This window comes from Streptococcus equinus (genome assembly GCF_049393735.1).
Taxonomy (GTDB): Bacteria; Bacillota; Bacilli; order Lactobacillales; family Streptococcaceae; genus Streptococcus; species Streptococcus equinus_G.
Genome location: NZ_CP185946.1, coordinates 738,021 through 757,057, shown reverse-complemented (window position 1 = coordinate 757,057; position 19,037 = coordinate 738,021). Strand labels below are relative to the sequence as shown.

22 protein-coding genes are annotated in these 19,037 nt (G+C 38.0%); 3 read left to right on the top strand and 19 right to left on the bottom strand.

The window, feature by feature from the left end; all coding sequences use genetic code 11:
- Nucleotides 1-70 precede the first annotated feature (70 nt).
- The 13 genes from ACNTMY_RS03810 to ACNTMY_RS03750 form a co-directional block, all read right to left on the bottom strand.
- Nucleotides 71-496: a cupin domain-containing protein gene (locus ACNTMY_RS03810; RefSeq protein ID WP_134775134.1), complete on the bottom strand. Its 426-nt coding sequence runs from the start codon at nt 494-496 to the stop codon at nt 71-73.
- 23 nt (nt 497-519) lie between these two features.
- A complete protein-coding gene (locus ACNTMY_RS03805; protein WP_021142106.1) occupies nt 520-843 on the bottom strand; it encodes a carboxymuconolactone decarboxylase family protein in 324 nt (107 codons plus the stop codon).
- A gap of 108 nt (nt 844-951) precedes the next feature.
- Nucleotides 952-1,797 carry an aldo/keto reductase gene (locus ACNTMY_RS03800; protein WP_423216708.1) on the bottom strand — a complete coding sequence of 282 codons (846 nt, stop codon included), beginning with the start codon at nt 1,795-1,797 and terminating at the stop codon, nt 952-954.
- Nucleotides 1,798-1,808: 11 nt separating this feature from the next.
- The gene (gene nmlR, locus ACNTMY_RS03795) at nt 1,809-2,201 is read right to left on the bottom strand and encodes a stress response transcriptional regulator NmlR (protein ID WP_423216707.1); all 393 of its coding nucleotides are present in this window, start codon (nt 2,199-2,201) and stop codon (nt 1,809-1,811) included.
- A 90-nt stretch (nt 2,202-2,291) separates the two neighbouring features.
- Complete coding sequence (locus tag ACNTMY_RS03790) at nt 2,292-2,876, bottom strand: NAD(P)H-binding protein (protein ID WP_045798031.1); 585 nt, start codon at nt 2,874-2,876, stop codon at nt 2,292-2,294.
- A gap of 15 nt (nt 2,877-2,891) precedes the next feature.
- Nucleotides 2,892-3,260 (bottom strand): nuclear transport factor 2 family protein, encoded by a 369-nt coding sequence (locus tag ACNTMY_RS03785; protein ID WP_423216706.1) that lies wholly within the window; start codon nt 3,258-3,260, stop codon nt 2,892-2,894.
- Entirely contained in the window at nt 3,261-4,121 is an 861-nt protein-coding gene (locus ACNTMY_RS03780; protein ID WP_423216857.1) for an SDR family oxidoreductase, read from the bottom strand.
- Between the two features lie 140 nt (nt 4,122-4,261).
- The gene (locus ACNTMY_RS03775) at nt 4,262-5,146 is read right to left on the bottom strand and encodes a LysR family transcriptional regulator (RefSeq protein WP_134775130.1); all 885 of its coding nucleotides are present in this window, start codon (nt 5,144-5,146) and stop codon (nt 4,262-4,264) included.
- A gap of 73 nt (nt 5,147-5,219) precedes the next feature.
- Complete coding sequence (locus ACNTMY_RS03770; RefSeq protein ID WP_423216705.1) at nt 5,220-6,407, bottom strand: Mbeg1-like protein; 1,188 nt, start codon at nt 6,405-6,407, stop codon at nt 5,220-5,222.
- A gap of 75 nt (nt 6,408-6,482) precedes the next feature.
- Nucleotides 6,483-9,272 (bottom strand): cation-translocating P-type ATPase, encoded by a 2,790-nt coding sequence (locus tag ACNTMY_RS03765; RefSeq protein ID WP_423216704.1) that lies wholly within the window; start codon nt 9,270-9,272, stop codon nt 6,483-6,485.
- 166 nt (nt 9,273-9,438) lie between these two features.
- Nucleotides 9,439-9,927: a DUF2798 domain-containing protein gene (locus ACNTMY_RS03760; protein WP_420543961.1), complete on the bottom strand. Its 489-nt coding sequence runs from the start codon at nt 9,925-9,927 to the stop codon at nt 9,439-9,441.
- A gap of 226 nt (nt 9,928-10,153) precedes the next feature.
- Nucleotides 10,154-10,621, bottom strand: a complete 468-nt coding sequence (locus tag ACNTMY_RS03755; RefSeq protein WP_423216703.1) for a GNAT family N-acetyltransferase — start codon at nt 10,619-10,621, stop codon at nt 10,154-10,156.
- Between the two features lie 60 nt (nt 10,622-10,681).
- On the bottom strand, nt 10,682-11,332 hold the full coding sequence (locus tag ACNTMY_RS03750; RefSeq protein WP_423216702.1) for an HD domain-containing protein: 651 nt from the start codon (nt 11,330-11,332) through the stop codon (nt 10,682-10,684).
- 156 nt (nt 11,333-11,488) lie between these two features.
- Between ACNTMY_RS03750 and ACNTMY_RS03745 the strand changes: the two genes are divergently transcribed.
- The 3 genes from ACNTMY_RS03745 (at nt 11,489) to ACNTMY_RS03735 (ending at nt 13,136) form a co-directional block, all read left to right on the top strand.
- Complete coding sequence (locus ACNTMY_RS03745) at nt 11,489-11,665, top strand: hypothetical protein (protein WP_423216701.1); 177 nt, start codon at nt 11,489-11,491, stop codon at nt 11,663-11,665.
- Nucleotides 11,665-12,213 (top strand): TraX family protein, encoded by a 549-nt coding sequence (locus ACNTMY_RS03740; RefSeq protein ID WP_423216700.1) that lies wholly within the window; start codon nt 11,665-11,667, stop codon nt 12,211-12,213. The genes ACNTMY_RS03745 and ACNTMY_RS03740 overlap by 1 nt, the downstream gene beginning before the upstream one ends.
- 140 nt (nt 12,214-12,353) lie before the next feature.
- Nucleotides 12,354-13,136, top strand: a complete 783-nt coding sequence (locus ACNTMY_RS03735; protein WP_423216699.1) for a protein-ADP-ribose hydrolase — start codon at nt 12,354-12,356, stop codon at nt 13,134-13,136.
- 48 nt (nt 13,137-13,184) lie between these two features.
- On the opposite strand, the gene ACNTMY_RS03730 is transcribed toward ACNTMY_RS03735, so the two are convergent.
- The 6 genes from ACNTMY_RS03730 to ACNTMY_RS03705 all read right to left on the bottom strand — a co-directional run bounded on the left by ACNTMY_RS03730 (nt 13,185) and on the right by ACNTMY_RS03705 (nt 19,037).
- Complete coding sequence (locus ACNTMY_RS03730; protein ID WP_423216698.1) at nt 13,185-14,159, bottom strand: alpha/beta hydrolase; 975 nt, start codon at nt 14,157-14,159, stop codon at nt 13,185-13,187.
- 167 nt (nt 14,160-14,326) lie between these two features.
- On the bottom strand, nt 14,327-15,487 hold the full coding sequence (locus ACNTMY_RS03725) for an MFS transporter (protein WP_423216697.1): 1,161 nt from the start codon (nt 15,485-15,487) through the stop codon (nt 14,327-14,329).
- Between the two features lie 144 nt (nt 15,488-15,631).
- On the bottom strand, nt 15,632-16,996 hold the full coding sequence (locus ACNTMY_RS03720; RefSeq protein WP_423216696.1) for an MATE family efflux transporter: 1,365 nt from the start codon (nt 16,994-16,996) through the stop codon (nt 15,632-15,634).
- Nucleotides 16,997-17,065: 69 nt separating this feature from the next.
- On the bottom strand, nt 17,066-17,413 hold the full coding sequence (locus tag ACNTMY_RS03715; RefSeq protein ID WP_423216695.1) for a cyclophilin-like fold protein: 348 nt from the start codon (nt 17,411-17,413) through the stop codon (nt 17,066-17,068).
- Nucleotide 17,414: 1 nt separating this feature from the next.
- On the bottom strand, nt 17,415-17,762 hold the full coding sequence (locus ACNTMY_RS03710) for a cyclophilin-like fold protein (RefSeq protein WP_423216694.1): 348 nt from the start codon (nt 17,760-17,762) through the stop codon (nt 17,415-17,417).
- A gap of 105 nt (nt 17,763-17,867) precedes the next feature.
- Nucleotides 17,868-19,037 carry a MalY/PatB family protein gene (locus ACNTMY_RS03705; RefSeq protein ID WP_423216693.1) on the bottom strand — a complete coding sequence of 390 codons (1,170 nt, stop codon included), beginning with the start codon at nt 19,035-19,037 and terminating at the stop codon, nt 17,868-17,870.

The following is a 19,037-nucleotide window of genomic DNA, read 5'->3' as shown; positions in this document are numbered from 1 at the left end:
ACCCAGATTTTACTGGGTATCTAATGAATGAGAGATTAATTTTGTTTAAATATATGACAATAAAAATGTCTTAAAGTGCGTTGTAGTCAACTTCGCTAACTGCTTCTAGCCAAGTATTTGAAGTATTTTCACCTGGCACTTCTACTGAGATGTGGCTAAACCATGAATCTTTCTTAGCACCGTGCCAGTGTTTGACATTTGCTGGAATCACGATAACTTTACCTGGTTCAAGACTAACTGCTTCTTTACCTTCTTCTTGATACCAACCTTGACCAGCTGTACAAATCAAAATTTGTCCACCACCTTTGCTAGCATTGTGAACGTGCCAATGATTACGACAACCTGGTTCAAAAGTCACATTTGCTAAAAATAGTGTTGAATCTGATCCGACAAGAGGATTTAGGAAGGATTGCCCATCAAAATATTGGGCAAAAGCGTCATTGGGCTGACCTTGTCCGAATACATTTTCTTTATCAAAAAGTTCTTTATCTACCATCTTTTATCCTCTCTTTCGTATGCTTAATCTTCGCTCCAAACATCTTTTGCAAGGTTAAATACTGCCCAAGCTTTTGGCCATCCTGCGTAAAATGCTACGTGTGTCACGATAGCTGAAATTTCTTCTTTGCTAACACCGTTAGCTTTGGCATTTTGCAAATGATACACAAGTGAACTATCTGTGATGCCTTGTGACATGAGGGCAACAACGGTGATAATGCAACGAGTTTTGACATCAATGTCAGTATTGTTCCAGTTTTCACCAAAGAGAATATCATCATTAAAATGCGCAAAATCAGGGGCAAATTCACCCAATTGGTCACGACCTGCAGTTTGTTTAATTGTCATTTTTGACTCCTTTCAACACCTAGAATTCTTTCTAAAGCTATTGTAATCCTGCTTAAGTAAAATAACAAATACTCATTTTAAATATAGTGTTATGCTTTTTGAGCATACTTAAATTTTAAAAGAACTTAATGCTTTAACTGTTTCAGGGTCAGTATGCGAGAAGAATAGACTCTTTCCTGTATCAAGTTTCAAAATTTCTGCCATATCATCATCTGTTAAAACAAAATCGAAAACATCAAAATTTTGTTCCATACGATTTTTGTGAACTGTTTTAGGAATGACAACTACATCACGTTGAATAAGGTAACGAAGAGCAACTTGTGCTGCTGTTTTATGATATTTTGAACCGATAGCAACTAAAGTTTCATTAGTAAATAAATGATTACTTCCTTCTGCAAATGGTCCCCAAGATTCAATTTGAACACCGTATTCATCCATGGTTTTACGAGCATTTACTTGCTGATTGAAAACATGCGTTTCAACTTGATTTACCATTGGAGTGACATCAGAAAAAATAGCCAAATCTGCTACACGGTCTGGAGCAAAATTACTGATACCAATCGCTTTAATTTTTCCTGCTTTATAATATTCTTCCATAGCACGATAGGCACCATAGTAATCGCCAAACGGTTGATGAAGAAGCACCAAATCAATATAATCTGTTTGCAGTTTCTCTAGAGAAGCATCAAGAGAGGCTTTAGCTTTTTCATAGCCATAATTGCTAATCCAGATCTTAGTAGTGATGAAAAACTCCTCACGCGCAATTCCAGATTTTCGAATAGCATTTCCAACTGCTTCTTCGTTCATATAAGCTTGCGCAGTGTCAATTGAGCGGTAACCAACTGAAATGGCGTCACTCACAACACGTTCACACTCAGCTAAATCTGGCACTTGGTAGACACCAAACCCTAAAATAGGCATTTTGACTCCATTTGAAAGTGTTTTATATTCCATTTTTCCTCTCCTTACTCCTCTGATTTCTCATCAAAAAGGACATTTTCCTTTTCCAGTAATATGTTTTGATAATTTTTAATCTTATAATCCATGCGTTTTCTAGTTGCTAGTAATTCATCAATACGAGCGTCCAGTTTATCACGTTGTTCTTGCAAGAGGTGCATACGAGCTTCTTCAGTGCCTTCACCTTGTTCAACCAAATTCATGTACTCAATCAAGGATTCAACACTCATTCCAGCTCGTCTGAAACAGCGAATAAACTCAAGTGTTGCAATGTCTTGTTCAGAAAAATCACGAATTCCTGATTTATTTCGACGTACACGCGGCAGCAATCCAATCCGTTCATAGTAGCGAATCGTATCTGCAGAAACACCAGTCTGTTCACTAACTTTTTTGATATTCATAAGTCATCTCCTTTCTAACTTTACTTCAGTATATACCTTGAAGTTAACTCTAAGTCAAGAAAAAAGATATTAAGAAATGAGATTTTGTCGTTATCGATACAGTCCTAGACTTGTATTGACGTACATCTCAGGTTGATCAATGATTTGTTTAACAAGCGTTACAATGGCTTTGCGGGAAACATCATGACCATAGAACGTTTCACCTTTTTGTGTAATTTGACAAGTTGTATCCTGCCCATTATCAAACCAGCCAGGACGTAAAATCGTGTAGTCTAGATTTGAGTTTTCAACTATATCAGCTGCTTCACGGTACGGACGTAAAATTGGCGCAACAACTCCTTTGGGTTCGCCGTCTACTTCACCATAAATTCCCATAGATGTTACAAAAATGAGTCGTTTAACGTTGTTATATGTCATACTCGACACAATTTCAAATGCCATTTTTGGTAAGTCACCTGACAGAGCAACAAAAACAATATCTTGATTAGCAAGAGCCTGATCTAAGTCTGTGCTTGACGTCGCTGAGCCAGAGATAGCTTTTTCATTGCTATAAAGTGATAATCTATCAACGTGACGTGAAAATAAAGTCACGTTATAATTTTTGTTGTTTTTCAGTTCCTCACGTAAACTTCTTCCGAGTGAGCCTGTTGCTCCAATAATTGCTACATTTGTCATAAAAATTCCTTCTTTCTAATAAGTGCTTGCTGTCTGTTTGATGATTTTCCACTTACCATCAACATTTTCAAATTCCATTTTAATTTGCAGACGCCAAGTCGATGGACCTGCTCCCCAAATTCGTGCTTTAACACGACTTTGTCCGACAAGACTGGCTGTATTTCCATTTATTTTGATATTTTTTATCGCATCTTCCTGCCAAGAATAGTAAATCATGTCTCCAGTATCAATCTGTTCTAACCACTCAGTAACTGGCTGAACATAACCTGTCATATGTATTAGTACGGTATCTGGTTCCAAAAGTTCTGCTAGTTTTTTTGTATCTTTTGCAACCATGGCATCGTTAACTTGACGATATAGTTGTTTTAGGATTTTTTCTGTCATTTAACCTCTCCCTTCTGCCATACCTGTTTCTGTATTTGGATTAAGTGGTCCATAAAAGTAAGAAGCTGTTGCGCCACCGTCAATCAAAAATGTTGAACCTGTGATAAACTGCGCACGTTCACTCATGAGTAATTCAGCAACATCAGCCACTTCGTCTGCTGTTCCTGGACGACCAGCTGGGGATTTGGCAAACATATTTTTGTAAAAATCTCCCCGAATGCCATTGAATTCATCAATCGCAAGAGGTGTTACGATAATTCCTGGTGCAATGGCATTCAATCTCGCGCCGTGTTCTCCCCAACGAACAGCTTCGTACATGGTACGTTTTTCATTAGCACGTTTGGCAAGTTGATAAGCATGAAGAGTATTTTTAATCTTATCTTCTTGAAGAAAATCAAGTTTCAACAATTCTTCGGTTGACGTCATAGCAAGTGCTCGATCCTGCTCGGTAGTCAATGCAGGCATACGATGACCTGATTGGCTAGAAATAGTAACACCAACACCGCCTTTTGTGATGACTTTGCCAACTTCTTCCAGTAAAACTGCAGTTCCATAAAGATCAACTTTAAGTACTGTTTCAATCGAAGCTTGCGATGGCGAAACGCCTGCACCATTAACCAAATACTTAATATCACCAAAAGTTTGCGCATAGGTAACCATTTCTTTAATTGACTGACGTGATGACAAATCCATCTCAAATGTTTCGATATCAAATCCAGCTTCAGTCAATGTTTTAGCAATAGCCTTAGCATTATCAAGCAATCGGTCACCAAGAATAATTTTTTTACCATATCCCATGCGACGTGCAATCGCCATTGAAATTTGTCCTGCTCCGACAACCAACATGACATCATTTTTCATCATTATTCACCCAGAGCAAATCTCAATTAACTCACTCTGACCTTTCTTATGACTCCATTATAAAGCCTCACTTCTTGCTTAACAATTTTAAAAAGAGGCACTTCGGATAAGTAAAACTTATCTGAAATACCTCTTTGTTTCTATTTATCTTGAAAAGCTTTGACTAGAAACTCTGCCATTGTTTCGACATAATAACCCGAATTATCTTTCTTCCAAAATGCACACATGCGTCGTAAGATTCTTTGATCTTGCTTATCGAGTAATTTATATGTCACTGTCGGCGGAAAGCTAACCCCTTTACCAACTTCAATCGGTAAGTAGCCACGATTACCAACAACAAGCATCCTAGCATCTGTCGGATTAGCGACAAAATGCAAGTCATTCGAAAAACCTAAATAATCATGATAATAAGCACGTTCGGTTTCTTCTTGCTGGCTATCAGCCACCAAAATCAAAGGTTTTTCTACTATATCATCTAATGTTACCTTATCAGATTGAACCAAGGAATTAAACGTTGCCAGCTCAAGACCGAGTGGTAAATCGGCTAAAACAAGATTCATATAGTCATCTGAAAAAGCTCTTCTCTGATCGTTAACCACTAAATCAATTCTGCCAAACCGTAAATCATCATAAAGCTGATCGTGTGTTCCTGTCTTAACCGTTAACTCCACATCAGGAAACTGACTTGCAAATCCTGAAATTGCTTCTTGAATCTCACTGCCTTCATAAGAATACAAATAACCAATTGATAACTTGGCTGACTGCTGATTGGCAATCGACTGCGTTTCCTGACAAAGTTTATCAAAATCAGCAACCAGTGCTAACGATTTTTCATAAAAATAACGCCCTGCCGCTGTCAATTCAAAACCACGATTTTTGCGAACTAGCAGTGTCACACCAAGTTTTTCTTCCAAGTTCTTAATCTGTTGAGAAATTGCTGATTGCGAGATAAAATGTAATTCAGCTGCTTTAGTAAATGATTTTTCTTCAACAACAGATTGAAAGTAGCGAATTTGGCTTAACACATCTATCCTCCCTTTAATATTTAAAAAGATACCTGATTTCAAATCACTATTTAATCAGGTACCTCAAAATGTTTTATTTTGATTTTCTATTATTCAAATTAGCTAGCAAACTATTAAAGTCTGGTAAGCTAAAGGCAATACTATCTTTTCCAAAACTGCCAAACTTACTGTGTCCGACAAACGCTTCAACGAAGAGCTTTGCGGATTTTGCAAGGAGCATTTTCTTTTCTGTCCCGACTGAGTAGAATGAGGCGATACTTTTGGCTAATTTTGCAGCAAATTTTCTATCAATGGTCACGTCATTAATGCTATTAATACCGCTTGACATCAGGGTATCAAAAAGAGTATCAAAAAGTACTTTTAATTCTTGGCTAGATAATTCTGCTATCCACTGCTTGAACGTCTTCTCAAGGTTCTGACTTAAAGCTGTCTGACATTCCGCTAAAATAAGCTCACCAGTTTCTTCATTAAGTTGCCACGAGGTCATGGCATGTTGCATGATACCTGTGGCGTTACTCTTAACAACTATTGGAGCAATGTCATTATAGAGCATGATACCGACGATTGATTCTTCTGGTCGAATGACGGTCACTCGCTCACGAATTGTTTTATAACCGTCACTATCTAGTCCTTTTTCTTGCAAGCCTGGCGCATCTAGCATGTAAACTTTCTCTATCTGAGCACGAAGTAAGTCATTAACATGTGCTACAGCATAGAGCGCCAAATTGCCACCTTTAGAATGTCCACTGACGGTCACTTTACCAGCGTATTTTTCAAGATATGATTCAAGATAAGCTACCGCTGCTCGGTGAGCAGGAATTTCTTGAACATAAGTCAGTTTGAAATCCTCTTTCCAGCCAATCAAGGTATCATCTGTCCCACGAAAAACAATCTGACGGTAATTAAGCTCAGGTAAGCTAAAAACCATTGCTGAAAATTGTCTTTCGTACTCTGAATCTACATCGTTGATATAATCTGACAGCACAAGATTTTTAAAACGCTGTGAAGTGACAACACTTTTTAGCAAATCCACTCGGGCTTTTGTCACCAAAAAACTAGGATTAAAGACTTTTTCACCTGTTACATAAGGCATTAAGACCTCATGAAGATTCACTTCTTTTGAAAAATCAATTGTCGCATCTAGCTCTTCAAAGCAGAAATAACCGAGCTCATTCAAGCACAGAATATCTGCTTCATTAAAGGCAAATTCTTCAAAAGAACGATTTTTGTTGTAATCTAAATAGTCATTAATTGTCGCCATAATTCTCCCCTAACTCTTTTGAATTTTACAGAGATTTTCAGAAAGTGTCAAGGAAAAGACAGACACAAGCAAGGTTCATTTTCGCATAACTCTCTTGCGCCATTCTTCAAGCCCTACGATAACAAATGGGCAGAGCATAAGGTAAAGCCAGTGCCAAACACCAAGGCTTGCTGTGTTGAACAAATCATGAAAAACTGGCACATAAACCAAAATCACAAAAATAATTAATTCAACAACTAACCCGATATTAATCAAAGGATTTCCGAATAATTGTAACTTACGAATGGATTGGTCTGAGGTTCTGCTGTTCATGACCATACCGATTTGACAGAAAATGATAGCTCCCAAGGTCATGGTTGTTGCTTCTTGGTATAATTGACCTGAACTTTCAAGCACTGCTAAATTGCCATTATGCAAAAGGTAAGTCATAAAGAATGCACCCATAGCAAGAGCTGATTCAATCAAACCATACCAAAGAAAGGCTTTGATAAGTAGTCTTTTGTCAAGTAAACGGTCAGCTAATTTACGAGGTGGTCGATTCATCACACCTGGTTCAGGTGGTTCAACCCCCAAACCAAGTGCTGGAATCATATCTGTCCCCAAATCGACTGCAAGAATTTGCATGACAGTCAAAGGAAGTGGGATAAAACCACGAGAAAATAGGAAGAAAGCTGACGGTACTGCTTCTGGAGTGTTTGAGTTGAAAATGTAAGTCAAGAATTTCTTGATGTTATGGTAAACTGCACGACCTTCTTCAACTGCTTTAACAATCGATGCAAAATGGTCATCGGCTAAAATCATATCAGCAGATTCTTTTGCGACATCCGTACCTGTAATCCCCATAGCAACACCAATATCTGCTTTTTTAAGAGCAGGAGCATCGTTGACTCCGTCTCCCGTCACAGCGACAACTTCGCCTAATTCTTGCAAAGCTGACACGACTCGGTATTTTTGTTCAGGTGCTACACGCGCAAAAACAATCTCACCTTTGAGGGCGTCTTTAAGTTGGTCATCTGACATGTTTTCCAACTCTAATCCAGTAACCACGCGTGCATCATCGCCACGTACAATACCAATTTTCTTTGCAATGCTAAGTGCTGTTAAGCCGTAGTCTCCTGTCACCATGATAATGCGAATACTTGCTCGGTGACATTTTTCGACTGCTTCACGCACCCCTTCACGAGGAGGGTCACTCATGGCAATCAAACCAAGAAAAATCATATTCTTTTCAAGAACTTCTTGCGTCCATTGCTCTTCTTGGGTCAATCGATCGCTTTCCAAAGTCCGATAAGCAAGCGCCAAAACTCGTAAACCATCTTTGGCAAATGCATCATTTGCTGCTAGGATACGTGATTGAACATCAGCTGTCATTTCATGAATGCCAGTTTGGTCTTTGTAGAAATGGCAGAGCTCTACCATTTCTTTTGGTGCGCCTTTGGTGATTGACACCAAAGAACTACCATCAACTAGACTGTCTACTCGATTGATAGTTGTCATGCGCTTGCGCACAGAATCAAAAGGTAATTCTTTCAAACGAGGTGCCCACGCAATATTTTTTTCAAGAGTGAGTCCTGCTTTTTCAGCCAAAACATTCAAACAAGCTTCAGTCGGGTCACCAAGGACAGTGTACGAAGTATTTTCGTCATTAGGTGGCAAAACTTGTGCATTACTGCAGAGGTGAGCAAAGCGGACAAGGTGTTCAAGCGGTTGACTTTCGATAAGCGCAGCTTTCTTACCACCACTTTTGCGGATATCTCCTTCAGCAGCATAGCCCAGTCCTGTCACATCATACTGACCAGATACTTGCCAGAGGTGATTAACCGTCATGGCATTTTGGGTCAATGTACCTGTCTTATCCGAACAAATAACCGAAGTAGCTCCCAAAGTTTCAACGGATGATAATTTTTTAACCAAGGCATTTGATTTTGCCATGCGTTGCACAGCCATTGCCAAAGAAAGAGTAACTGTCGGAAGTAATCCTTCAGGAATAAAGGCGACGATCATACCAAGTGCGAAAATAAAGGCTTTTGCAAATGGTTGGTGAACAAAAAGTGTCGCTGCGATAAAGAAAATAACCCCAACTGTAATCGCAATTACTGAAATTTGTTTTGTCAAATGGTCTAATTCTTTTTGAAGCGGGCTCTTATCATCAGCCATATTTTCTGTCAGGTGAGCGATTTGTCCAAACTGAGTTGCCATACCTGTCGCTGAGACAATCATCTTGGCTGAACCAGATGAAACAGTCGTACCTGCAAAGACCATGTTGTCGTATTCTAGAGCTGTTTTTTTAGCATCTGTGTCAGCCTCACTATTTTTATAGACAGGATTTGACTCACCTGTGAGGGCGGATTGATTGACCTGCAAGTCTGTTGCAAAAATGACACGACCATCTGCAGAGATACGGTCACCTTCTTCAATTAAAACAAGGTCGCCTGGCACTAGCTCTTCAGCAAGTACCTTTTCTTCTTGCCCTTCACGAATGACACGCGCATAAGATGGTAGCATCTTTTTAAGAGCTTCTGTCGCTTGACTCGCACGGTATTCTTGAACAAAACTAAACACACCATTGATGATATTGACAAACCAAATGGCTAGACCAAGCTCAACACTGTGAGATAAAATCGCCACAGCACCTCCTACCCAGAGAAGGATTGCCATAAGGCTTGTAAAATTCCTAATAAAAGTTACAATGACTGGTTCTTTTTCAGCTTCTTTTAATCGATTTGGACCATATTGTTTTTGACGTTCTTTGACTTGTTTATGACTTAGGCCTGAGCTTTGCGTAGCAGCGGCTTTGTAAACGTCGTTAGCTGCGTAAGTTTCAAGGTCAAGTTGAACAGTTTTTTCATTTGTTCTATCACTCATAACTTGTTCCTCGATTTCTAAAAACGGTTACACGTCCTTAAGCTCATTATACTACTTTTTCAAATCAGCAAGGCAAATAAATTGGACTTTCCAAAGTATTTTCAACAAAATTTCATTTTTGTACAAAAAAGAGGCTGAGCACTTTTGTCTCAACCACTTCTTCATATTATTCAGTTACTTCAGCAGGTGCTGGCGCTGGTGCCAAAAGTCCTTGTTTTTGAATTTCTCCAAGGAAGAAACGGGCAATTGGTCCAACGATTAAGAAATTATATGGCAATGCTACAACAAAGTTTGTAATCCAAGTACGTCCATATAATGAAAGAGAAATAGCTGATAAGCCATGACTAAAGACCATTCCGTAAAATGACATACAAGTTACCATACCAAGAACCATGCATCCTGAGATAGTAAGAATTTTGACTATTTGATGTTTTAAGCCGCTTGGCAAAATTCCAAATGCGATTTTTTTAGCAATTGGTCCAACGACTAAAGTATCTAAAATGAAAGCAACGATAAAACCTGGGATGAATCCTAGGAAAACGTGTTTCCATGAAAATGCTCCTGCAACGAACAAGTTCCACATACTCATTCCAAAAACCATCATTCCACACATCAAACATGTAAACACCATTGCTTCTTTAAAATTACGAGGCATTCTTCCAATCTCCATTCATCTAATTATTCATCAACCCTCAACCTAGGTCGGCGTACAACGTAATGTCCTCCGCTAGGATAGTGCTTAAATAGACGCTTTGCACTCTTTCCAAACAACTCCAGTTTACAGTCAACAGGATTCAGTCTACCATAAAAAATTTTTCTTCGTAAGCATTTTTTGACAAAAAAATAGAAGTAAACGTTTTACACATTTACTTCTCATTTTATTAATCAATAATTTGTTCCATACGGGTTTCTTGTGGTGTCAATCCTTGACGTTCATAGAAACGCACAGCAGATTTATTAGCACTCCAAACGTTTAATGTAAGATTATAGCAGCCAATTTCTTTGGCATATTGAAGAGCAAATTGATATAATTTTTCACCGATTTTGTGTCCACGCGCAGCTTCATCTACACACAAATCATCAATAAAAAGTGTTTTGTGTGGTACTTTTGGTGCACTTGATTCTTCAATCACAGTAAACATGTGACCAAGAACTTTGCCATTTTCATCTTCATAGACAAAAATAGGGCGATTGTCATCAACGATAAGCTCTGCCAATTCATTTTCAGTGTACTTGACACCCTTTTCTTGGAACAAATCTGGTCGAACTTTGTGGTGTACCAAGAGAACTTGTCCTAGCAAATCTATAAGCGCTGAAATATCAGTTTCTTTTGCACGTCTAATTGTCATTAACCTAACCTCCATAATTTTGGTCTTTCAATTATAGCATTTTCATTTTTTATTGCAAGACTAGAATTTACCATCCCATTCTGCGTAAAATTCTTGCAAAAATTCTTCTAAAACTTTGTGGCGGTGATCTGCCATTTTGCGTGCATAATCAGTATTCATCAAATCTTTAAGTTTGAGCAATTTTTCATAGAAGTGAATGATTGCTGTATCCTTACCGTTACGGTATTCATCGTGATTTAAATGTTTGCGAGCTTTCATGTCTGGGTCATGAATTGGACGTCCTTTGCTACCTGAATAAGCCATGCAACGAGCAATTCCAATTGCCCCAATAGCATCTAATCGGTCAGCATCTTGTACAATTTTTCCTTCTAGTGTTTCTGGTACACTGCTGCCGTCGCCTTTAAACGACATGGTATTGATGATTTGAATAACATGATTCACATCACTCTCAGCTAAGCCTTGACTAGTCAACCACTCCTTTAATTCTGCTAAAGCTTGCTCTGGATCATCATTTAATTTCTCATCAGCCATGTCATGCACCAAAGCAGTCAATTGACAAATGAAGCTATCTGCTCCTTCTTTTTCCGCCAATTCACGCGCCGTATTTCTCACACGAACAGCATGCCACCAGTCATGTCCACTAGATTCAGCATGCAATTTATCATAAACAAGCTTTTCAGCTTCTTGTAAAATAGTATTCTTATTAAGCATAAGACTATTATAGCAGAAAAACGTTTTTTTTTTCTAACTTACATTTCTGTAAGAAAAAAGAGTCCTTTAGCTTGTTAAAATAATTTTCGGAGGTCTTACTTTTGAAGGAATTAAAAATTTTAAACACTAAAACTTAAGTACATTGCTGCAGCATTTATGGTTTTAGATTCTGCTTTCTTTGCTTTTCATGGAATGTTTCCTCTTCCAAGTTGGATTCATCTTATCACTAGATTTGTTGCACCGCTTTTTGCATATTTAACCGTCGAAGGTTTTTTCCACACTAAAAATCGTAAAAAACACCTTAGTCGCGTCTCTGGGCGGCAGCTATTTTAATGCAAGCCGGTGACTTTCTCTCACTCCTTTTACTCGGACAAGCCAACTGCATTCCAGATAATATCTTTTTAACACTCGCAGTTGGGTATAGCTTTATGTACGTTGCAAGTATTGGAACAAAAGCTTTTCGTAAAATTTCAGGAAGTGCTATTTTTATTTTTGGCTTATTTCTTTCTACAGTCGGGATTCACATTGGAAAATTGACTATTACTCTTGAAGGTGGGATTCCTCTTTTATTTCTAATGTTGATTTTCTGGGGATTTTATGGCAATCGTAAAAAACAATTAATCTACTTTGCAATTTGGAGTATTTTTTCATTTTTACTAATGGGACCAGATATCAATCCATCCCACTTTAAAGACTTCAGTCAATGGTTTGATATGTTCTGTTATAACAGTGATGCTATGAGTTTCTTATTTTTACCATTCTTACTCATCTATAGTGGGAAAAAAGGGAGCTACCATCCTATTCATAAATGGTTCTTTTACATTTTTTACCCACTTCATTTATGGATTCTTCATGCAATAGCGTTTATGTTGACAAAATAAACTAAAGTGGGTTTGGATTTTTCCAAACTCACTTTTTATTTTACTACTATTATAAAGTCTATTTTTCTTAATGCGAATTCCTTAAAAAGGTGATATACTAAAGTTTGAGTAAGCGATTTTATATTTAGTAAGGAGTCCGTATGACTAAGAAAGAAATGGTAAACTTCCTTTTAGATTACCTGATTATGGAAAATCCACAATTCAAAACTATCGATGTCCCTAAGGATTTACCTGGACAAGAAGCACTTTTGCGAGCTCTTCTCAATGTTAGACCGCCTATGGCAGTCTCAACACGCTTTTTGATTATGCAAAATGATTATCTTCAATTGAAAAAAGCTGAGCGCGTTGTTGTCTTTTTAAATCACATTCAACCACTCGCCACAGATGATCGTTTATACGTGTGGAAAGGAGATATTTCACGCCTTCAGGTAGATGCTATTGTTAATACGACAAACCGTCAAATGCTTGGCTGTTTCCAACCTCTACATGAATGCGCAGATAACACCATTCACACTTACGCTGGTGTTCAACTACGCTTGGAATGCTACAATCTCATGAAAGATCAAGGTCATGACGAACCAGAAGGTAGTGCTAAAATCACTCCTGGTTACAATCTTCCAGCAAAATTCATTCTTCACACTGTTGGACCAGCTGTCAATGAACATCTAACAGAGTCTGATGCTGATTTGCTTGCACAAAGCTATCTTTCTTGCTTAACCTTAGCTGAGAAAAATCAATTGGAGTCTGTTGCACTAGCATCACTAGCAACAAATCATGATAAACACTTTATTAACGAAGATGCTGCTAGAATCGCTGTAAATACCGTCAAAAACTTCTTGTCACAAAGTAAATACGTCAAAAAGATCATCTTCAACGTTGCTGAAGATAATGAAGTTGCCCTTTATCAAAAATTACTTCGTTAATACCAAAAACTTCCGCCTTAACAGACGGAAGTTTTTTTACAAGAAAATTTATGACATGTTTTCTTTAATGAAACTTTCAATATCATCAAATGGAATGATTTCTTTTTGGTCATAGAGATCACAATGACTAGCACCTTCAACAGAAATCATCTTCTTGTTGTCACCTTTTAATTTTTCAAAAGCATCTTTTCCCATGTAATATGAATGGGCTTGATCACCATGGACAACAAGTACGCTATTGCGAATTTCATCAATATAATGAAGAAAACGAGTGTTTAAGAAACTTGTATTTGCTTGAACTGCCCAGCCATTATTTGAATTAAGACTACGGGCATGATAACCACGCGGTTGTTTGTAATAAGCGTAATAATCTTTGACAAATTGCGGTGCATCGTCTGGAAGCGGGTCGACTACCCCACCAGCTAGGGCGTAATCACCATTTTGATAATCTTTTGTACGTTGATTTGCAAGAGCTAGGCGAGCTTTGTAACGTGCTTCTTCATTATCAGCTGTATCAAAATAACCATTTCCAGCAATTCGAGACATGTCATACATAGTTGAGGCTACTGTTACTTTGATGCGTGGGTCAATCGCTGCTGCATTAAGGGCAATGCCTCCCCAACCACAAATACCGATGATACCAATTTTATCCGCATCAACATTTTCAAGCGTTGATAGGTAATCAACAGCTGCTTGGAAATCTTCGGTGTTAATGTCTGGCGATTGCATATAACGTGGAGTGCCGCCTGATTCTCCTGTGTAAGACGGGTCAAAAGCAATTGTCAAGAAACCACGCTCTGCCATTTCTTGCGCATAAAGTCCTGAAGACTGTTCTTTCACTGCTCCAAAAGGACCTGACACCGCAAGTGCTGGCAATTTCCCTGAAGCATTTTTAGGAGTATACATGTCAGCAGCCAAGGTTATTCCAAAATGATTATGGAAAGTCACTTTTTTGTGATCAACTTTGTCACTTTTTGGGAAAACTTTATCCCATTCTTGTACCAAATGTAATTGTTCAGTCATCTTATTCTCCTTTTCATTGTGGATTTGCCATGTTACTTCAAGTGTAACACTAACCAAAACTAATTAAAAAGATTTGTCGGCAAAAGCTTCTAAATCTTTCTCTAGTAGTTACTTTACACCTTGAAGTCCGCTCTAAGTCAAGGTGATTTACCAAAATTTCAATAAAATTATTTGTTTGAAAGCCACTTCTGTCGAATTTGAATTGTTAAGAAAGCAAATAACAACATTATGATACTTCCCCAAATGCTAAACTGACTACCATTTCCGATGTCAATAAATTTACCTGTAAACGATGTCCCGACAGTCACACCAAGATTGGCAGCTGCCAAAAATAAGCCGTTAGCAAAATCGGGTGCATCATCACCAACGCTATAAATCATATATTGATTCACATTTCCTGCAAGTCCACCAAACATTCCAAAAATGACAACTAAAATCATCATTGCTAGTGCTCGATTTCCAAAGAAAAATAGCAAAGCTAGATTAATAATTAGGACAAGCGGTAAACTAATCAATAGTTGATGAGCATTTTTATCTAAGAACTTTCCAGCCAGAGCATTACCGATAATATTAGCCAAGCCAATACTTAACAAAACCAAGGCGATTAAATTAACATTGATTCGTGAGAAACTCGCTAAGAAATCTGACATATAGGAATTAAAACCAAGCACAGCTCCATTCAATAAAATAACGCTTATAATAGAAATCCATATCGTTTTTCGTTTTAAAATACTTAATTGTTGTCCATAAGACAAGCCACGTGTCACTGGCATCGATGGCACTAAAACTATGGTTCCGATAAAAACAAGTAAATTAATAACAGCAAAGAAAAGCATGGCGAAGCTGAGCGAGAATTGGCTAGCCAAAAAATTAGAAACTGGCACTCCAAGCAGCGTTCCAGCTGAAACTCCCATAAAAACTTGAGCAACTGCTTTTTGCGATTCATTTTCAGGAACTGATGTAGCTGCAACCGTCATTGCCATAGAAACATATACAGGATGAAAAATTGCTGGTAAAACACGCGCAATCAGTAAAACAGTAAAGTTTGGCGAAAAAATCGAAACGATAGTGCTCAAAGCAAAAGCACCGGTAGCCAAAAGCATAACAGACCTTCGGTTGACCTTTGAAAACAGTAAGGGCATGGTTGGTCCTGCGATAGCCACGACTAAAGCAAAACCAGATACCAACAAACCAGCTGTTGTTAGGGAGACGCCATAATGCTCAGAAATATGTGGCAAGATACCCGTTATCCCCATTTCTGTATTCAGAATTCCAAATACACCGATTGTTAACAGTAAAACCAATGAACGGTTTGAAGTTTTCTGCATTTGACACTTCCTTTCCTTAACTTCTACCATTATCATAACAAGGAATGCTGTCTATTACAAATACTTATATTTGATATATCTAATGCCTAAAAAGCATAGTTTTCCAATAAAAATTCCCCACCAAACTAGTGAGGAAATCTTTTCTTACACTAACTTATAATTTTTCCATGTTCCCTTATGGTAACGGATTTCATAGATAATTCCTTTAACAAACCAGTCTAGAAACATAGCCGCCCAAGTTCCTAGCATCCCCATACCAAGGTTAACAGAAAAAAAGTAGGCACATACTACACGAACTAAAAGCATAGAAGAAATACTGATGACCATTGGGAAATTCGCATCACCCGCACTACGAAAGACAACAGGTAAAACATAGCCAGAATTCCAAAAAAGGCTGACTAAAATCCCATGAGCAAGGACAATAATCCAAACATAGTGTGTTGCTTGTGCTGATAGATCATATAATTTCATTAACAAAGGCATTAAAGCTATAACAGCAGCTGAAAAACAAGCATTTGTAATATGGATGATTCGGCTAACTTTACGTTTGTAATATTCTGCTTGCACATAATCTCCAGCACCAACACATTTTGAAATAATGACTGCTAAGCCCAACACGATTGAAATACCCGGCAATCCTTGAAACATGATAATGGTTCCACCAACCGAATTTGCAGCGATGGCAGCTGTACCAAAAAGTGACACAACAGACAAGACAATCAAACGCCCAAGGAAAAACATACCATTTTCAAAACCAAATGGTAGTCCAATACTAAGAACCTTCTTAATCATTTTCCAGTCAACTTTTTCTTTCAAAAAATTTCCTAAAGTCAATTCAGATGTTAGATGATAGGCAAACCAAAGCACTAAAATCATTGCGCCAACACGTGAAAAGAGAATCGGTACAGCTACTCCTTCAACACCCCATCCAAGGCCATAAATCAGACTAATCCCCATTAAAATATTCAATCCATTCATGACTAGCATAATATTCATCGGCAAGCGTGATTTATTTAAGGTTCTAAAAATCGCTGCACCCGAATTATAAAGAGCAATAAACGGTGTTGATAAAGCAACGATATTAAAGTAACGATCTGCTTGCGAATGAACCTCAGGTGTAATCGTTCCAAATAAATGACTTAAGATAAATGGCTTAATCGCAAAAATCAAAATAGTAATCATTAAGCTAAAATACAATGTGAACTTGACCAACTGATTGACAGCTTTATTAGCATTTTTACTATCACGGTCACCTAAGTATTGACCTGCAACAATGCCACCACCCGTTGCAAATGCAGCAAAAATACTGATAAAGAGCGCCATAAGAAATTCAACCAAGGATACTCCTGACACTGCTGCTTCACCAACTCTTGAAACCAAAATCGAGGCGATTAAGCCCACCAGATATTCCAAACCTTGTTCAATAATCAAAGGAATGAACAATTTTGCTAAATCACGATTGCTAAAAAAATACGTGTTTTGCTGTGCTGCAACTACATCACTTTCCATAATTTCCTCCTCTTTTTAATATCACCTATACTTTATACCTTGGAGCTCACTCTAGGTCAAGAGAATTTTTTATTTTTCCTCAAAAACAACAGTGACCTTTTTTCCAGCCATAGCTTTTTTAAACTTCATTGTGTCTTTGACATGACCTAGGTAAGTATACTTAAAGCAAGTCTTGCAATCATCGTAGAAAAAAGTTAATTCATTTGTCTGGCAGAGCAATAAATCACCTGCTTTAATCGAGCATGAACATTGCTCATGGCTAGGTAAGTGGTCAGCTAATAAATAAAATTTTTCATTTCCATTAACATCAGCCATATCGAGCTCAAGTGGCAAAAGCTTGACAAGTGCTATCGCGCTAGCATTATTTTCCAAAATCAACTCAAAGCTTTCGCCAGCAATCGTTACAAGAAATGCCATGCTAATTCTCCTCTTCAAATGTCACTGTGATACTACTACGTCCAAGACACTCTGCTAGTCCACTACTATCTGTCATTTTTCCTAAATCAGTGTATGAATAGCTTGATGAAAAATCGTCATAAAATAACACCAAACCATTACCAGCCCATAATTTCAAATCACCAGAATGAATTTTTCGAGCTCGACGATTATCTGAAGTGAAATCTCTATCTAACACAGCATATTTTTCATTTCTATTCACATCAGACATCTTTAGCGTCAAAGGAAGACTGTCTCGAAACTCACGCGCCGCAACCGAATCATTTAAAAGAAGTTTAAACTTTTTACCATTTACTCTTACATTAATCATTTTTTCACCTAAATATTTTTTGCGTACTTGAGTTTGCTGACTCGACTTGCAAACTAATAAAAGCGCAGCCATCACAATCAGCAAAATACTTAGATATTTTTTCATTTACTGCTCGATGTATGTTTTAACAGCTTTTTTAAAACGCTCCACACCATCAATTAAAAGCTCAAGTGGACAAGCATAATTCCATCTGATAAATGCTCTTCCATTGCCACCAAAAATCTCACCGCTCGATAAGATTAAGCCTGTTTCGTGGCGGATGAAGTCACATAAGTCTGTCGTATCTTGTGAAATAGCAGAGCAGTCAAGCCAAGCAAGGTAAGTCGCCTTTGCCTCAACGATTTTAATTTCAGGGAAAGTCTTATTCACTTGCTCAATTAGGTAGGCGCGGTTAGTTGCCAAATAGCGATTCAATTCATCTAACCAACCTTCAGAATCATTAAAAGCTGCTTCTGTCGCTTGAATAGCAAATGAATTTGGCTCTGCTACTTCGTCTGTATTGATACCACGATTAACTTGTTTGCGAAGGGCTTCATTTGGCACAGAAATCACCGATGTCTGCAGTCCTGCAATATTAAAGGCTTTTGACGGTGCCAGACAAGTCATGCTGATATTTGAAATAGCCTCTGATACTGATGCAAAAGGCGTGTACTTACTGCCTGGATGTGTCAAATCACAATGAACTTCGTCTGATAAGATAAGAACACCATATTTTAGACAAAGTTGACCAATTTTTTCGAGCTCCGCTTTTGTCCAGACATAACCTGTTGGATTGTGTGGATTGCAAAAAATCATCAAAGTCGTCTCATCTTGCGCTAGCTTATTTTCCAAATCCTCATAATCGATACTGTACTTTCCATCCTCATACAGCATGCGACTCTCTAAAACTTCACGACCGTTGTTCAAGATAGAATTGTAAAAAATATTGTAAACTGGCGTGATGAGCAAAACCTTGTCGCCCACTTCAGTCATCTTGCGGACAATTGATGAAATCGCTGGAACAGCACCTGTACAAAACATCAGCCACTCTTTTTGAAGTGTGAAACCATGTCGACGCTCCCACCATGAAATATAAGACTCAAAAAATGAATCTGGCACGGTATTGTAACCAAGAGCACCCTGATTTAAACGTGTCTGAATAGCACATTTGATTTCTGGAGCCGTATCAAAATCCATATCCGCAACCCACATTGGAAGTTCGTTCTCACCAACATCCCACTTATAAGAATTAAGGTTGCGACGATTAACAACCTTGTCAAAATGATATTTTTTCAT

Coding starts and splice junctions, on each gene's coding strand:
- ACNTMY_RS03810 (WP_134775134.1), bottom strand. CDS start 496: ATGGTAGATAAAGAACTTTTTGATAAAGAAAATGTATTCGGACAAGGT.
- ACNTMY_RS03805 (WP_021142106.1), bottom strand. CDS start 843: ATGACAATTAAACAAACTGCAGGTCGTGACCAATTGGGTGAATTTGCC.
- ACNTMY_RS03800 (WP_423216708.1), bottom strand. CDS start 1,797: ATGGAATATAAAACACTTTCAAATGGAGTCAAAATGCCTATTTTAGGG.
- nmlR (WP_423216707.1), bottom strand. CDS start 2,201: ATGAATATCAAAAAAGTTAGTGAACAGACTGGTGTTTCTGCAGATACG.
- ACNTMY_RS03790 (WP_045798031.1), bottom strand. CDS start 2,876: ATGACAAATGTAGCAATTATTGGAGCAACAGGCTCACTCGGAAGAAGT.
- ACNTMY_RS03785 (WP_423216706.1), bottom strand. CDS start 3,260: ATGACAGAAAAAATCCTAAAACAACTATATCGTCAAGTTAACGATGCC.
- ACNTMY_RS03780 (WP_423216857.1), bottom strand. CDS start 4,121: ATGAAAAATGATGTCATGTTGGTTGTCGGAGCAGGACAAATTTCAATG.
- ACNTMY_RS03770 (WP_423216705.1), bottom strand. CDS start 6,407: ATGGCGACAATTAATGACTATTTAGATTACAACAAAAATCGTTCTTTT.
- ACNTMY_RS03765 (WP_423216704.1), bottom strand. CDS start 9,272: ATGAGTGATAGAACAAATGAAAAAACTGTTCAACTTGACCTTGAAACT.
- ACNTMY_RS03760 (WP_420543961.1), bottom strand. CDS start 9,927: ATGCCTCGTAATTTTAAAGAAGCAATGGTGTTTACATGTTTGATGTGT.
- ACNTMY_RS03755 (WP_423216703.1), bottom strand. CDS start 10,621: ATGACAATTAGACGTGCAAAAGAAACTGATATTTCAGCGCTTATAGAT.
- ACNTMY_RS03750 (WP_423216702.1), bottom strand. CDS start 11,332: ATGCTTAATAAGAATACTATTTTACAAGAAGCTGAAAAGCTTGTTTAT.
- ACNTMY_RS03745 (WP_423216701.1), top strand. CDS start 11,489: ATGGTTTTAGATTCTGCTTTCTTTGCTTTTCATGGAATGTTTCCTCTT.
- ACNTMY_RS03740 (WP_423216700.1), top strand. CDS start 11,665: ATGCAAGCCGGTGACTTTCTCTCACTCCTTTTACTCGGACAAGCCAAC.
- ACNTMY_RS03735 (WP_423216699.1), top strand. CDS start 12,354: ATGACTAAGAAAGAAATGGTAAACTTCCTTTTAGATTACCTGATTATG.
- ACNTMY_RS03730 (WP_423216698.1), bottom strand. CDS start 14,159: ATGACTGAACAATTACATTTGGTACAAGAATGGGATAAAGTTTTCCCA.
- ACNTMY_RS03725 (WP_423216697.1), bottom strand. CDS start 15,487: ATGCAGAAAACTTCAAACCGTTCATTGGTTTTACTGTTAACAATCGGT.
- ACNTMY_RS03720 (WP_423216696.1), bottom strand. CDS start 16,996: ATGGAAAGTGATGTAGTTGCAGCACAGCAAAACACGTATTTTTTTAGC.
- ACNTMY_RS03715 (WP_423216695.1), bottom strand. CDS start 17,413: ATGGCATTTCTTGTAACGATTGCTGGCGAAAGCTTTGAGTTGATTTTG.
- ACNTMY_RS03710 (WP_423216694.1), bottom strand. CDS start 17,762: ATGATTAATGTAAGAGTAAATGGTAAAAAGTTTAAACTTCTTTTAAAT.
- ACNTMY_RS03705 (WP_423216693.1), bottom strand. CDS start 19,037: ATGAAAAAATATCATTTTGACAAGGTTGTTAATCGTCGCAACCTTAAT.